The organism is Sphingobacterium sp. B16(2022), from assembly GCF_012030425.1.
Lineage (GTDB): Bacteria > Bacteroidota > Bacteroidia > Sphingobacteriales > Sphingobacteriaceae > Sphingobacterium > Sphingobacterium anhuiense.
The window spans coordinates 90,257-103,565 of sequence record NZ_JAAUVN010000004.1 but is presented as its reverse complement, the minus strand read 5'-3'; the positions used below and the strand labels follow the sequence as shown (position 1 = coordinate 103,565).

Annotated in this window: 24 protein-coding genes; all 24 read left to right on the top strand. The window is 36.6% G+C overall.

The annotated features are described in order from the left end of the window. Positions 1–6 precede the first annotated feature (6 nt). Complete coding sequence (rplP, locus tag HCX49_RS18785) at positions 7–429, top strand: 50S ribosomal protein L16 (RefSeq protein ID WP_021189650.1); 423 nt, start codon at positions 7–9, stop codon at positions 427–429. A gap of 92 nt (positions 430–521) precedes the next feature. Then, entirely contained in the window at positions 522–740 is a 219-nt protein-coding gene (rpmC, locus tag HCX49_RS18780) for a 50S ribosomal protein L29 (protein WP_021189649.1), read from the top strand. 12 nt (positions 741–752) lie between these two features. After that, a complete protein-coding gene (gene rpsQ / locus HCX49_RS18775; RefSeq protein WP_021189648.1) occupies positions 753–1,007 on the top strand; it encodes a 30S ribosomal protein S17 in 255 nt (84 codons plus the stop codon). 1 nt (position 1,008) lies between these two features. After that, positions 1,009–1,377 (top strand): 50S ribosomal protein L14, encoded by a 369-nt coding sequence (gene rplN / locus HCX49_RS18770; RefSeq protein ID WP_021189647.1) that lies wholly within the window; start codon positions 1,009–1,011, stop codon positions 1,375–1,377. 2 nt (positions 1,378–1,379) lie between these two features. Next, positions 1,380–1,727 carry a 50S ribosomal protein L24 gene (gene rplX / locus HCX49_RS18765; protein ID WP_132771540.1) on the top strand — a complete coding sequence of 116 codons (348 nt, stop codon included), beginning with the start codon at positions 1,380–1,382 and terminating at the stop codon, positions 1,725–1,727. Next, positions 1,727–2,296, top strand: a complete 570-nt coding sequence (gene rplE / locus HCX49_RS18760) for a 50S ribosomal protein L5 (protein WP_132771539.1) — start codon at positions 1,727–1,729, stop codon at positions 2,294–2,296. The genes rplX and rplE overlap by 1 nt, the downstream gene beginning before the upstream one ends. Continuing rightward, positions 2,289–2,558 carry a 30S ribosomal protein S14 gene (gene rpsN / locus HCX49_RS18755; RefSeq protein WP_021190937.1) on the top strand — a complete coding sequence of 90 codons (270 nt, stop codon included), beginning with the start codon at positions 2,289–2,291 and terminating at the stop codon, positions 2,556–2,558. The genes rplE and rpsN overlap by 8 nt, the downstream gene beginning before the upstream one ends. Before the next feature lie 134 nt (positions 2,559–2,692). Next, entirely contained in the window at positions 2,693–3,094 is a 402-nt protein-coding gene (gene rpsH / locus HCX49_RS18750; RefSeq protein WP_232789439.1) for a 30S ribosomal protein S8, read from the top strand. Positions 3,095–3,114: 20 nt separating this feature from the next. Next, positions 3,115–3,669, top strand: a complete 555-nt coding sequence (rplF, locus tag HCX49_RS18745) for a 50S ribosomal protein L6 (RefSeq protein WP_021190939.1) — start codon at positions 3,115–3,117, stop codon at positions 3,667–3,669. Then, positions 3,666–4,028: a 50S ribosomal protein L18 gene (gene rplR, locus HCX49_RS18740; RefSeq protein ID WP_183916730.1), complete on the top strand. Its 363-nt coding sequence runs from the start codon at positions 3,666–3,668 to the stop codon at positions 4,026–4,028. The genes rplF and rplR overlap by 4 nt, the downstream gene beginning before the upstream one ends. Positions 4,029–4,039: 11 nt before the next feature. Further along, positions 4,040–4,558 carry a 30S ribosomal protein S5 gene (gene rpsE / locus HCX49_RS18735; protein WP_132771537.1) on the top strand — a complete coding sequence of 173 codons (519 nt, stop codon included), beginning with the start codon at positions 4,040–4,042 and terminating at the stop codon, positions 4,556–4,558. Between the two features lie 5 nt (positions 4,559–4,563). Beyond that, positions 4,564–4,743, top strand: a complete 180-nt coding sequence (rpmD, locus tag HCX49_RS18730) for a 50S ribosomal protein L30 (protein WP_021190941.1) — start codon at positions 4,564–4,566, stop codon at positions 4,741–4,743. A gap of 114 nt (positions 4,744–4,857) precedes the next feature. Further along, on the top strand, positions 4,858–5,304 hold the full coding sequence (gene rplO, locus HCX49_RS18725; RefSeq protein ID WP_132771536.1) for a 50S ribosomal protein L15: 447 nt from the start codon (positions 4,858–4,860) through the stop codon (positions 5,302–5,304). 3 nt (positions 5,305–5,307) lie between these two features. Further along, positions 5,308–6,645, top strand: coding sequence for a preprotein translocase subunit SecY (gene secY / locus HCX49_RS18720; protein WP_038695510.1), 1,338 nt, complete (start codon positions 5,308–5,310; stop codon positions 6,643–6,645). A 9-nt stretch (positions 6,646–6,654) separates the two neighbouring features. After that, a complete protein-coding gene (map, locus tag HCX49_RS18715; protein ID WP_132771535.1) occupies positions 6,655–7,437 on the top strand; it encodes a type I methionyl aminopeptidase in 783 nt (260 codons plus the stop codon). A gap of 74 nt (positions 7,438–7,511) precedes the next feature. Beyond that, positions 7,512–7,730: a translation initiation factor IF-1 gene (gene infA, locus HCX49_RS18710; RefSeq protein ID WP_002997456.1), complete on the top strand. Its 219-nt coding sequence runs from the start codon at positions 7,512–7,514 to the stop codon at positions 7,728–7,730. 45 nt (positions 7,731–7,775) lie between these two features. Then, positions 7,776–7,892 (top strand): 50S ribosomal protein L36, encoded by a 117-nt coding sequence (gene rpmJ / locus HCX49_RS18705; RefSeq protein WP_038702005.1) that lies wholly within the window; start codon positions 7,776–7,778, stop codon positions 7,890–7,892. Between the two features lie 27 nt (positions 7,893–7,919). Continuing rightward, complete coding sequence (rpsM, locus tag HCX49_RS18700; protein WP_132771534.1) at positions 7,920–8,297, top strand: 30S ribosomal protein S13; 378 nt, start codon at positions 7,920–7,922, stop codon at positions 8,295–8,297. 10 nt (positions 8,298–8,307) lie between these two features. Next, positions 8,308–8,697, top strand: coding sequence for a 30S ribosomal protein S11 (rpsK, locus tag HCX49_RS18695; RefSeq protein ID WP_021190946.1), 390 nt, complete (start codon positions 8,308–8,310; stop codon positions 8,695–8,697). Between the two features lie 58 nt (positions 8,698–8,755). Beyond that, a complete protein-coding gene (rpsD, locus tag HCX49_RS18690; RefSeq protein ID WP_021190947.1) occupies positions 8,756–9,364 on the top strand; it encodes a 30S ribosomal protein S4 in 609 nt (202 codons plus the stop codon). Positions 9,365–9,455: 91 nt separating this feature from the next. Beyond that, the gene (locus HCX49_RS18685; RefSeq protein WP_108159147.1) at positions 9,456–10,448 is read left to right on the top strand and encodes a DNA-directed RNA polymerase subunit alpha; all 993 of its coding nucleotides are present in this window, start codon (positions 9,456–9,458) and stop codon (positions 10,446–10,448) included. A 71-nt stretch (positions 10,449–10,519) separates the two neighbouring features. Further along, positions 10,520–11,017, top strand: a complete 498-nt coding sequence (gene rplQ, locus HCX49_RS18680; RefSeq protein ID WP_132843578.1) for a 50S ribosomal protein L17 — start codon at positions 10,520–10,522, stop codon at positions 11,015–11,017. Positions 11,018–11,156: 139 nt separating this feature from the next. Then, positions 11,157–12,290 (top strand): aspartate aminotransferase family protein, encoded by a 1,134-nt coding sequence (locus HCX49_RS18675; protein ID WP_168127890.1) that lies wholly within the window; start codon positions 11,157–11,159, stop codon positions 12,288–12,290. Between the two features lie 21 nt (positions 12,291–12,311). Continuing rightward, positions 12,312–13,283, top strand: coding sequence for an acetylornithine carbamoyltransferase (locus HCX49_RS18670; protein WP_021190950.1), 972 nt, complete (start codon positions 12,312–12,314; stop codon positions 13,281–13,283). Positions 13,284–13,309: the final 26 nt, after the last annotated feature.

The following is a 13,309-nucleotide window of genomic DNA, read 5'->3' as shown; positions in this document are numbered from 1 at the left end:
ACGAACATGTTACAGCCAAAAAGAACAAAGTTCAGAAAGATGCAGAAAGGACGTATGAAAGGTAACGCTTCTCGTGGAGCAGAGTTAGCTTTCGGTTCATTCGGTATCAAATCATTGGAGGAAGCATGGATCACAAGCCGTCAAATCGAGGCAGCTCGTATTGCAGTGACACGTTACATGAAACGTGAAGGTCAAGTTTGGATCCGTATCTTCCCTGATAAACCTGTTACTAAAAAACCTGCAGAGGTACGTATGGGTAAAGGTAAGGGAGCTCCAGAATACTGGGTTGCCGTAGTCCGCCCAGGCCGTATGTTATTTGAAGCAGAAGGAGTATCTTTAGAAATTGCTAAAGAAGCTTTACGCCTTGCTGCTCAGAAACTTCCGGTTCAAACTAAGTTTGTTATACGTAGAGATTACGTAGAAGCATAAATCGTTGGTAATATCATTTTTTTAGCCTTAGGACCGTTACTCCTAAGGCTATATATAAACTAATGATAACCCAATATAACAACTGAAATAAAATGAAAAATTCAGAAATTTTAGAATTATCAACAGAGGATCTAGCTGCTCGTTTAGTACAAGAGAAAGCTGCCCTTAGCAAATTGAAATTTGCACATGCTGTTTCTGCAATTGAGAACCCTAATGTAATCAAAACGGCTCGTAGAGAAATCGCTCGTCTTAGTACAGAGTTGACTGCTCGTAAAGCTGCTGCTAAAAAAGAAACAGCCTCTGAGGCATAAATTAAAGTCGAAATGGAAAGACAATTAAGAAAAACAAGAATCGGCTTAGTAGTTAGCAATAAAATGGAGAAATCTATCGTAGTAAAGGTTGAGCGTAAAGTGAAACACCCTATCTATGGTAAATTCGTTAAAAAAACTACTAAATTTACTGCTCATGACGAAACTAATACCTGTGGTATCGGCGATACGGTATTAATTATGGAAACTCGTCCGCTGAGTAAGACTAAGAATTGGAGATTAGTAGAAATATTAGAAAGAGCTAAATAACATGGTACAACAGGAATCAAGACTAAATGTTGCTGATAACAGCGGAGCTAAAGAAGTTTTAGTAATCCGTGTGTTAGGTGGCACAGGTAAGCGTTATGCTTCGATAGGTGATAAAATTGTTGTTACCATCAAAAGCGCTTTACCTTCAGGAAACGTAAAAAAAGGTACTGTTTCTAAAGCTGTAGTTGTTAGAACTAAAAAAGAAATTCGTCGTAAAGATGGTTCTTATATTCGTTTTGATGACAATGCTGCAGTATTATTAAATAATAATGATGAACCACGTGGTACACGTATCTTTGGCCCAGTTGCTAGAGAATTACGTGAGAAACAGTTCATGAAAATTGTATCACTAGCACCGGAGGTTTTATAATTATGGCATACAAAAAAACAACAACAACTACACACAAAATCAAGATCAAAAAAGGTGATTTAGTGAAAGTTATCGCTGGTAACTCTAAAGGTGTTCAAGGAAAAGTATTGCAAGTTTTAGTGGATGCTAATAGAGCTGTTGTAGAAGGCGCTAATATCATCAAAAAACACACTAAACCAAGTGCGGCTAATCCTAATGGTGGTATTATTGAAAAAGAAGCAGCTATCCATATTTCTAACTTAGCTTTCATTGATCCTAAAACAGGAGCTCCTACACGTGTAGGTCGTAAAGTTAACGAAGATGGTAAAATTGTTCGTGTAGCAAAAAAATCAGGGGAGGAAATTAAATAATGACTTACGTACCAAGATTAAAAGTGAAATATGCGGAGGAAATCCGTACTGCACTTAAAGAAAAATTCCAGTATAAAAGTGTTATGCAGGTTCCTAAGCTTGAGAAAATCGTTGTTTCACAAGGTGTAGGTGCTGCTACTTCAGATAAGAAATTAATTGATAATGCTCTTTCAGAGTTAACATTAATTACTGGTCAACAAGCTGTTGCAACTAAATCGAAAAAAGATATCTCAAACTTTAAATTACGTAAAGGTATGCCTGTTGGTGCACGTGTTACTTTGCGTGATAACAACATGTATGAGTTCTTAGATCGTTTAATCGCTGTATCACTTCCACGTATTCGTGACTTCCGTGGTATCAATGATAAAGGTTTCGACGGTAGAGGTAACTACAACTTAGGTATTACTGAGCAAATCATTTTCCCTGAGATCAACATTGATAAAATCAACAAAATTCAAGGTATGGACATCACTTTCGTGACTAGCGCAGGAAACGATGTTGAGGCTTTAGAATTGTTGAAACAATTCGGTTTACCATTTAAAAATCAAAATACTAATAACAATGGCTAAGGAAGGATTAAAAGCTCGCGAAGTAAAACGCGCTAAATTAGTAGCTAAATTTGCTGACAAACGTGCTGCGTTAAAAGCTGCTGGTGATTATGCTGCATTAGATAAATTACCTAAGAATGCTTCTCCAGTTCGTTTACACAACCGTTGTAAATTAACAGGACGTCCTAAAGGATATATGCGTCAATTCGGTATCTCTCGTGTTACATTCCGTGAGATGGCGTTAGACGGTAAGATCCCGGGGGTTAAAAAAGCTTCTTGGTAATATCAAAAAAATAAGTAATTTTGCCCCAGCAAATCTTATATAAGATTTGCTAGGGTTTTTTACGTTAAAATTTATTAATCGATAAAAGGTCTGTCCCAAAGGTTGGGAAGGAAACCGTTGTCACAATTTTATATATAATGAATACAGATCCAATAGCGGATTACCTTACACGAGTAAGGAATGCCATTAAGGCCAACCACAGGGTTGTTGAAATTCCTGCATCGAACCTTAAAAAAGAAATTACTAAAGTTCTTTTTGATAAAGGTTACATTGCTAATTACAAATTTGAAGAGACTGGAGTTCAAGGCACAATTAAAATTGCTTTGAAATACAATCCTATTAGCAAGATCTCGGCTATTCGTACGTTGACACGTGTGAGTAAACCTGGTTTAAGAAAGTATGCAAGTGTTGAGACTATGCCTCGTGTTTTGAATGGTTTGGGTATCGCTGTTTTGTCAACTTCTAAAGGAGTTATGACAGACAAAGAAGCTCGCTTACAAAATGTTGGTGGTGAAGTTTTATGTTACGTTTATTAATCTAGGAAAATCACAAAGAAATGTCAAGAATTGGAAAAGCGCCTATCGCTATACCTGCTGGTGTAACGGTGACTGTATCTGACAAGAATTTAGTTACGGTAAAGGGCCCTAAAGGTGAATTAACACAACAAGTTGATCGTGACATTACAGTTGCTCAAGAAGATGGTAACATCGTTGTAACTCGTGCTACAGATCAAAAAAGACACAAAGCATTACACGGATTATACCGCTCTCTATTGAGCAACATGGTTGTCGGTGTAACTGAAGGATACAAAACTACTCAAGAATTAGTCGGTGTAGGTTACCGTGCAGCATGTACTGGTAATGTATTAGAGTTAACTTTAGGTTTCTCTCACCAGATTGTATTTATGTTGCCAAAGGAAATTACAGCAACAACTACTGCAGATAAAGGTAAAAATCCTACTATCACTTTGGAATCTATCGACAAACAATTAATCGGTCAAATTGCAGCGAAAATCCGCGGTTTCCGTAAACCAGAGCCATACAAAGGTAAAGGTATTAAGTTTGTAGGTGAAGTATTAAGAAGAAAAGCAGGTAAATCAGCTAAAAAATAATAACCATGGCAGGACATAAAGCATCTCGTAGAGAGAGAATCAAAAAAGGAATCAGAAAACACCTGGCTGGATCAACAGAGCGTCCACGCTTGTCAGTTTTTAGAAGTAATAAAGGTATCTACGCTCAGATTATTGATGATGTTGCAGGAAAGACATTAGTGTCAGCTTCTAGCACTTCAAAAGATTTTGCTGCTTCAGGCAACAAAGTTGAGCAGTCAAAAGCAGTAGGTAAATTGGTTGCAGAAAAAGCAGTTGCAGCTGGAATTAGTAAAGTAGTTTTTGACCGTAATGGGTACTTATACCATGGCCGTATCAAATCTTTGGCTGAAGGTGCTCGCGAAGGCGGTTTAGACTTTTAATCATAGAAGAAATGGCATTAAGCAATATAAAAAGAGTAAAATCAAGCGAGATTGAATTAAAAGATCGCTTAGTAAGTATCCAACGTGTAGCTAAAGTTACTAAAGGTGGTCGTACTTTCAGTTTCTCTGCAATCGTGGTTGTAGGTGATGAAAACGGCATCGTTGGTTTCGGTTTAGGTAAAGCGAAAGAGGTTACTGAAGCAATTACGAAAGGAATTGATGACGCTAAGAAAAACTTAGTTAAAGTTCCTATTATCAAAGGTACTGTTCCTCACGCTCAATATGGTAAATATTCAGGTGGTTCAGTTTTGATTAAACCAGCAATCGCAGGTACAGGAGTTTTAGCAGGTGGTGCAATGCGTGCCGTATTAGAATCTGCAGGTATTAAAGACGTATTAGCAAAGTCATTAGGTTCATCTAACCCACACAACGTGGTAAAGGCAACTATTGACGCTTTAGCTAATATGCGTGATGCGTACACAGTAGCACAGCACCGCGGTGTCGATTTAAACAAAGTATTTAACGGTTAATTATCATGGCAAAAATTAAAATCACCCAGATAAAGAGCGTTATCGACAGAAGCGAGCGCCAAAAGAAAACTATTGAGGCATTAGGGTTGAAAAGAATCAATCACTCAGTAGAAGTTGAAGCTACACCTGCTATCATTGGTATGGTGAGAAAAGTGAATCACTTAGTAGCTATCAGCACTATTTAATATTAGCATATGGAAAGGGCTTTAGGGTCTTTTCCATTACTTGCTATCAATCAATTTTTTAATAGTTAGGACCTGTTTAGTGAAAGCGAAGGCCTAACACAATTTAGTTTTAAAATGAACTTAAGTAATTTAAGACCTGCAAAAGGTTCCGTAAAAAATCGTAAACGTATTGGTCGTGGTACAGGTTCTGGTCGCGGTGGTACTTCTACACGTGGTCACAAAGGAGCAGGTTCTCGTTCAGGTCATAGTACAAAGATCGGTTTTGAAGGTGGTCAAATGCCTTTGCAACGTCGTGTGCCTAAATTTGGTTTCAAAAACTTAAACCGCGTAGAGTATAATGGTGTAAACTTAGATGCTTTGCAAGAATTAGTTGAGAAGCATAATTTGACTATTGTAACTTTGGAAGAATTAGTTGCTCATGGATTAGTAGCTAAGAAAGATAAAGTTAAGATCTTGGGTCGTGGTGAGTTGAAAGCAAAAGTTGAAGTTACAGCACATGCGTTCTCGGCTTCTGCTCAAGCAGCTATTGAAGCAGCAGGCGGTTCTATTGTTAAACTTTAATAAATGAAGAAACTAATCACAACCTTAACCAATATTTGGAAAATAGACGATTTACGTACACGTATTTTGAATACGTTGCTATTTCTTCTGATTTACCGTATTGGATGTCATATTGTATTACCTGGAGTTAATCCTCAAGCTTTGGCTTCCGGTCAAAAAGAAGGATTACTTGGGTTGCTAGATATGTTTGCAGGGGGGTCATTCTCTCGCTCAGCTATCTTTGCATTGGGTGTAATGCCTTATATCTCGGCATCCATTGTTGTTCAGTTATTGGGCATCGCGGTTCCTTATTTCCAAAAAATGCAGAAAGAGGGTGAAAGTGGTCGTACTAAAATGAATCAAATTACGCGCTATCTAACGTTAGCGATTACTTTGCTTCAAGCGTTTGCGTATGTTAGAACTCAAATTGAGCCTGCTGCGAAAACATTAGCAGATCCTATGTTCACTATTCTTACTGCAATAGTTTTGACAGCGGGTACTTTGTTTGTAATGTGGCTAGGAGAAAAGATTACTGATAAAGGTATTGGTAATGGTATTTCCTTGATCATTATGACTGGTATTATCGCACAATTGCCAAGTGGTATTACTGCGGAGTGGGTATCACGTATGAGTAAAGGTGGTGGTGGACCAATTCCATTATTATTGGAGTTTTTAGCTTTGTTCTTTGTCGTTGTATTTACAATTTTAATTGTACAAGGAGTTCGTAAGATTCCTGTTCAATATGCAAAGAAGATTGTTGGAAACAAACAAGTGGGTGGAGTAAGACAGTATATACCATTAAAGGTTAATGCTGCTGGTGTAATGCCAATCATTTTCGCGCAAGCGATTATGTTTGTGCCAATGAGTTTGGGTCAATTTTTCCCTAATCTTCAGTCTGATTTCTTAACATCGTTGAGTAACTATACATCTGTTGCTTATAATGTAACTTTTGCTGTTTTGATTATAGCATTTACATTTTTCTATACAGCAATTATGGTTAATCCTCAGCAGATGTCTGATGATATGAAGAAAAATGGTGGATTTGTTCCAGGTATCAAACCAGGTCTAGAAACAAGTAACTTTATTGATCGTGTGATTTCAAATATCACATTCCCGGGAGCAATTTTCCTTGCGATTATTGCTATATTACCTGCTATTGCAAGTTTATTCGGTATTAATAATCAATTTGCGCATTTCTACGGAGGTACGTCCTTATTGATTTTGGTAGGTGTTGTGTTGGATACTTTGCAACAAATTGAAAGCCACTTATTGATGCGTCACTATGACGGATTAATGAAAACTGGACGTATAAAAGGAAGAACTCCTGCGTCAGTTGAGGGTGTAGATCAGTCGGCAATTTAAATTCTTTAGATGTCTAAAGTATATTATAAATCAGAGGAAGAAATAGAGCAAGTGCGTTTGTCTGCAAATGTACTTTCGCAATTGCTTGGTGAAGTTGCTAAGGTTATTAAACCTGGCATCACCACCTTATCTCTTGATAAGTTAGCTTACGAGTTTATCCATGATAATGGTGGTACGCCTGCGTTCCTTAATTATCATGGATTTCCATACTCACTTTGTATTTCTGTTAACGATCAGATCGTTCATGGATTTCCAAGTGATTATATAATCAAAGATGGAGATCTTGTTTCTGTTGACGGTGGCGTAAATCTAAACGGTTTTATTAGTGATTCAGCCTACACTTTTGGTGTGGGTAATGTTACTGAAGAAGCGCAGCTGTTACTTGATGTAACAAAAGAATCTATGTACAAAGGCATAGAGCAAGCTGTAGCTGGAAAACGTGTTGGAGATATCGGTGCAGCTATACAGGAACATGTTTCTAAATATGGTTTTGGTATTGTACGAGAATTAGTTGGACATGGTGTCGGTTTTCATTTACATGAAAAACCTGAGGTGCCAAACTACGGTAAACGTGGTGCTGGTGCTAAGCTAGAGTCTGGTTTAGTTATTTGTATTGAACCAATGATCAACGCAGGAAAGGCAGGCGTGAAGTTTTGGGATGACGGATGGACAGTAAGTACTGTTGATGGTAAACTGTCGGCGCACTTCGAGCAAATGGTCGCTATTCGAAAAGGTGAACCCGATGTGCTGTTGACATTTGAACATGTAGAGAAAGTTTTAGGTGAAAAATAGTTGATTTTCAATTATTTTATATATCTTTGCACTCCTGTTTGCAGGCTATTTAACAAAATAATAATCAAGAATATATGGCTAAACAAGCCTCAATTGAACAAGATGGAATAATTAGAGAGGCACTTTCTAATGCTATGTTTAGGGTGGAATTGGAAAATGGGCATGAAATCATTGCTCATATTTCTGGTAAAATGCGTATGCACTATATCAAAATTTTGCCTGGGGATAAAGTTAAATTAGAAATGTCTCCTTATGATTTGACTAAAGGACGTATCACATACCGTTATAAATAACGGATTGGTAGTCTGATAGTGCAAGCTTTTGAAAATATTAAAATCATGAAAGTAAGAGCATCAATAAAAAAACGTAGCGCTGATTGTAAGATCATTCGTCGCAAAGGAAAAGTTTTTGTAATCAACAAAAAGAACCCTAAGTACAAACAACGTCAGGGTTAATTATTTAAAAATAATCGCTAAACATATATGGCAAGGATAGCAGGTATTGACTTACCTAAAAACAAAAGGGGTGTTATCGGCCTTACCTACATTTTTGGTATCGGTCGTACAACAGCAGAGCTTATCTTAGATAAGGCGGAAATCAGTCATGACATTAAAGTTCAAGATTGGAATGATGATCAGTTAGCAGCAATTCGTACTTTGATTTCTGATGAGATTAAAGTGGAAGGTGCTTTACGTTCTGAAATTCAATTAAACATTAAACGTTTAATGGATATCGGTTGTTACCGTGGATTACGTCACCGTAAGCATTTACCAGTTCGTGGTCAACGCACTAAAAACAACTCTCGTACTCGTAAGGGTAAACGTAAGACAGTTGCAAACAAGAAAAAGGCTACTAAATAAAAATTAAGAAATGGCTAAAACTAAAAAAGCTGCAAAAAAACGTATTGTTGTTATTGAGCCTGTTGGTCAAGCACACATCAATGCTACGTTTAATAATATCATTGTAACTTTGACTAATAATCAAGGTCAAACTATTTCTTGGTCAAGTGCTGGGAAAATGGGTTTTAGAGGGTCTAAAAAGAATACACCGTACGCGGCAGGACAAGCAGCAAATGACTGTGGAAAAGTTGCATACGATTTAGGTCTACGCAAAGTAGAAGTATTCGTAAAAGGACCTGGTGCTGGACGTGAGTCGGCTATCAGAACATTACAAACTGTTGGAATCGATGTGACTACTATCAAAGATATCACACCACTTCCTCACAACGGTTGTCGTCCTCCAAAACGTAGAAGAGTTTAATTAGGTTAAAGATAAGATTCATTAGCTAAAGGCTAATAGATACTTTAAGAGAAAAAAAATGGCTAGATATACAGGACCTAAGTCCAAAATTGCCCGTAAATTTAGAGAGCCGATTTTCGGCCCAGATAAAGCGTTAGAAAAAAAGAATTATCCTCCTGGACAACATGGAGCATCTAAACGCAGAGGTAAACAATCTGAATACGCTATTCAGTTGTTAGAAAAGCAAAAAGCAAAATACACTTACGGGGTGTTAGAGCGTCAATTCGCTAATTTGTTTGTTAAAGCTGCCTCAAAACAAGGTATTACAGGGGAGATCTTCTTGAAATTATTAGAAGCTCGTTTAGATAACACGGTGTACCGTTTAGGTATTGCCCCTACTCGTTCTGCTGCACGTCAGTTAGTATCGCACAAACACATTACTGTTAACGGAGAATTAGTTAACATTCCATCATATAGCTTACGTCCAGGTGATGTAATCGCTGTTCGTGAGCGTTCTCAAACTCTTGAAACAATCACTGATTCAGTTGCTGGTAGAATTATCAACAAATACTCATGGTTGGAGTGGAATGCAAAAGAACTTACAGGTACTTTTTTAAGTTTCCCTGAGAGATCTGACATTCCTGAGAATATCAAAGAGAACTTAATCGTAGAGTTATACTCTAAATAATAAATAAAGTAGCAATATGCATAGTCCATTATGGATTATGCATATTCTATTGTATTGCAAGTATTATTACAAAAACTTTAAAAAGAAATAAATGGCAATTTTAGCATTTCAAAGACCGGATAAAGTTATCATGCAAAAATCTACAGATTTTGATGGTACGTTCGAATTTCGTCCATTGGAGCCTGGTTTTGGTGTAACCATTGGTAATGCTTTGCGCCGTATTTTATTGTCCTCATTAGAAGGATATGCAATTACGTCGATAAGGTTTTCAGGCGTTTCGCACGAATTTTCAACTATCAAAGGTGTAGTTGAAGACGTTACGGAGATCATTTTGAATTTGAAACAAGTACGTTTTCAAAAAACTGGTGATCAAGGTGATAGCGAAAAGATATTTGTAGTAATCAATGGTCAAGAGCAATTCTCAGCTGGTGATATCACAAAATTCTCAAACAACTTTACAGTATTAAATCCTGATTTGGTTATCTGTAACATGGATAGCTCGGTTACAATTGAAGTAGAATTGAGCGTAGCTAAAGGTCGTGGTTATGTAAATGCTGATGAGAATAAAGTCGTTGATGGTCCTGTAGGATTAATCGCGATTGATTCGATCTTTACTCCGATTAAGAATGTTAAATTTACCATTGAGAACTACCGTGTAGAACAAAAAACTGACTACGAGAAATTGTTGTTAGATATTTCTACAGATGGTTCGATTCATCCAGAAGAAGCTTTAAAAGAAGCTGCTAAAATCTTAATTCAACACTTTATCTTATTCTCTGATGAGAATATGCTTCTTGAGTCTCAGACTAAAGAGGAAACTAAAGTTGTTGATGAAGAAATTTTACATATGCGTAAAATTTTGAAAATGGAATTAGTTGACTTAGATCTATCAGTTCGCGCATTGAACTGTTTGAAAGCTGCTGATATTCGCTCACTATCTGAATTAGTTACTTATGACGTAGCAGATATGTTGAAATTCAGAAACTTCGGTAAAAAATCATTAAGCGAAATCCAAGAATTGGTTAAATCGAAAGGTTTATCATTTGGAATGAACTTGTCTAAATATAAGTTAGACGAAGATTAATATATTAATAAGCGGCTTGTATATAATTCCCTCTGTGAAGAGACGGTATATACATTAAAATTAAATTAAAAATGAGACACGGAAAAAAAGTAAATCACTTAGGTCGTACTGACAGCCATAGAAAGGCAATGTTAGCTAACATGGCAACGTCATTAGTAAAACATAAACGTATTACAACAACTTTAGCAAAAGCTAAAGCGTTACGTAAATATGTTGAGCCTTTGATTACTAAATCTAAAAACGATACGACTCACTCTCGTCGTACTGTTTTCGCTTACTTAAAAGATAAAGAGGCTGTTACTATCTTGTTCCGTGAAATTTCGGAAAAAGTAGCTAATCGTCCAGGTGGTTATACACGTATTATCAAAATGGAAAATCGTTTAGGTGATAACGCTGAAATGGCATTTATCGAATTGGTAGACTATAATGAAATTTACGGTGCTAAAGCTGCTACTGAGAAAAAAGCAACTCGTCGTCGTGGTACTTCTAAGAAGAAAGCTGATACAACTGAAGAAGCTCCAGCTGAAACGGATGTTACTGCGTCTACAGAAGAAGAAAACAAAGACTAGTTCTTTAATTTTTTTAGATATAAAGCCTATCATGAAAATGATAGGCTTTTTTATTTTTAACGGATTTTTAGGAAGACTTAGCTATATTTGCAATGCATATCGGACTTATGTTTCTCATTTAATTATTTATTCATTATCAATGGACTTATTTAACGTTTATCCCATTAATCCAATCAATATTGTAAGAGCACAGGGCTCAACGGTGTGGGATGCCGAAGAAAATCCTTACTTGGATTTATATGGTGGTCATGCTGTGATTTCAATTGGTCATACGCATCCACATTATGTTCAACGTATCACAGAACAATTAAATCAAATTGGATTTTATTCGAATTCTGTGGAGATTCCTATTCAGCGTGAATTAGCTCAATTATTAGGTAAAGTTTCTGGGAAAGAGGATTATCATTTGTTTTTATGTAATTCAGGTGCAGAGGCAAATGAAAATGCGTTAAAGTTGGCTTCTTTTTATAATTCAAGAAAAAAAGTGATTGCTTTTTCAAAGGCATTTCACGGTCGTACATCTTTGGCAGTAGCTTGTACTGATAATCCAAATATTATTGCTCCTGTCAATGAGACTGATAACGTCATTTTCTTACCTTTTAATGATGAAGATGCTATATCTAATGCTTTCAAAAATTATGGCGAGGAAATTTCATCGGTGATTATTGAAGGTATACAGGGTGTTGGTGGCATAAGGGAAGCGTCTGTTTCATTTCTTCGTCTGATACGCACACTCTGCGATCAATATGCTTCTGTATTTATCGCTGATTCAGTACAGTGTGGTTATGGCCGTTCTGGTTTGTTTTATTCTCATGATTATTCTGGGATAGAAGCTGATATTTATACTATGGCAAAAGGTATGGGTAATGGTTTTCCTATCGGTGCAATTAGCATCGCTCCAAAATTTGTGGCATCATACGGTATGCTGGGAACTACTTTTGGGGGAAATCATTTGGCTTGTGCAGCCGCTGTTGCTGTCTTAGAAGTTATTCAACAGGATAGTTTAATTCAAAATGCAGCGACTGTTGGATCTTATTTAATTGAAGAATTACGCAAGTTTGATCAAATTTCTGAAGTAAGAGGAAGAGGACTGATGATAGGTATTGATTTACCTAGTGAATTAGCGCATGTAAGGAAAGATCTGTTGGAAAAGCATAGAATATTTACAGGTGAAGCAAAGCCTACTGTAATACGCTTATTGCCCGCATTAAATACAACAAAAGAAATGGCCGATCAATTTTTAACGGCTTTTACAGAAATTTTGGAAGGTTAGTTTTTTGAATAAGATAAATATATGAAAAAGTTTTTTTCAGTTAAAGATGTTGCTAGTGTTTCTGAAATAGTTAAAGAAGCAATGGAGTTGAAAGCTAACCCTAACACTTTGGAAAGTTTGGGCAAATACAAAACATTGGGTCTGGTATTTTTAAACCCAAGTTTGCGCACACGTTTAAGTACTCAAAAAGCAGCTATGAATTTAGGAATGAATGTCATGGTTATGAATATGGATAAAGATGGATGGGCATTGGAGACTCAAGATGGTGTCGTAATGAACGGAACTACTGTTGAACATATCCGTGAGGCCGCAGCGGTAATGGGTGAGTATTGTGATATTTTGGGCTTACGTTCTTTTCCTAAATTGAAAAATAGGGATGAGGATTACTCTGAAGATTTATTTAATAAGTTTATCGAATATTGTGGTGTTCCAGTTGTGTCTTTGGAAAGTGCAACCCGCCATCCTTTACAGAGTTTAACTGATATTATAACAATAAGTGAATATAAAGTCACAGAAAAACCAAAGGTTGTTTTAGCGTGGGCACCACATGTAAAAGCTTTGCCACAAGCGGTACCAAATTCTTTTTCAGAGTGGATGTGTCAAGCGCAGGTTGAAGGCTTGGTCGATTTCACTATAGCACATCCAGAGGGATATCAATTGTCTGAAGAGTTTACTGAGGGTGCGAAGATTTCAAATGATCTAGATCAGAGTCTCAAAAATGCAGATTTTGTTTATGTTAAGAATTGGTCTTCTTATGAGGAATATGGTGAAGTATATCCAGTTATTGAAAATTGGTTAATTGATAATGAGAAATTAGCGTTAACAAATGACGCAAAGGTTATGCATTGCTTACCAGTAAGACGTGATTTAGAATTATCCGCAGAGGTACTTGATGGGCCTAATTCTTTGGTCATTAAGGAAGCTGGTAATCGTGTATGGGCTGCACAGGTTGTTTTAAAACGTATGCTTGAAAGCTTAGAAAAAAATAAATAGGTCTGTAAATAAATTATTTTGGAAGA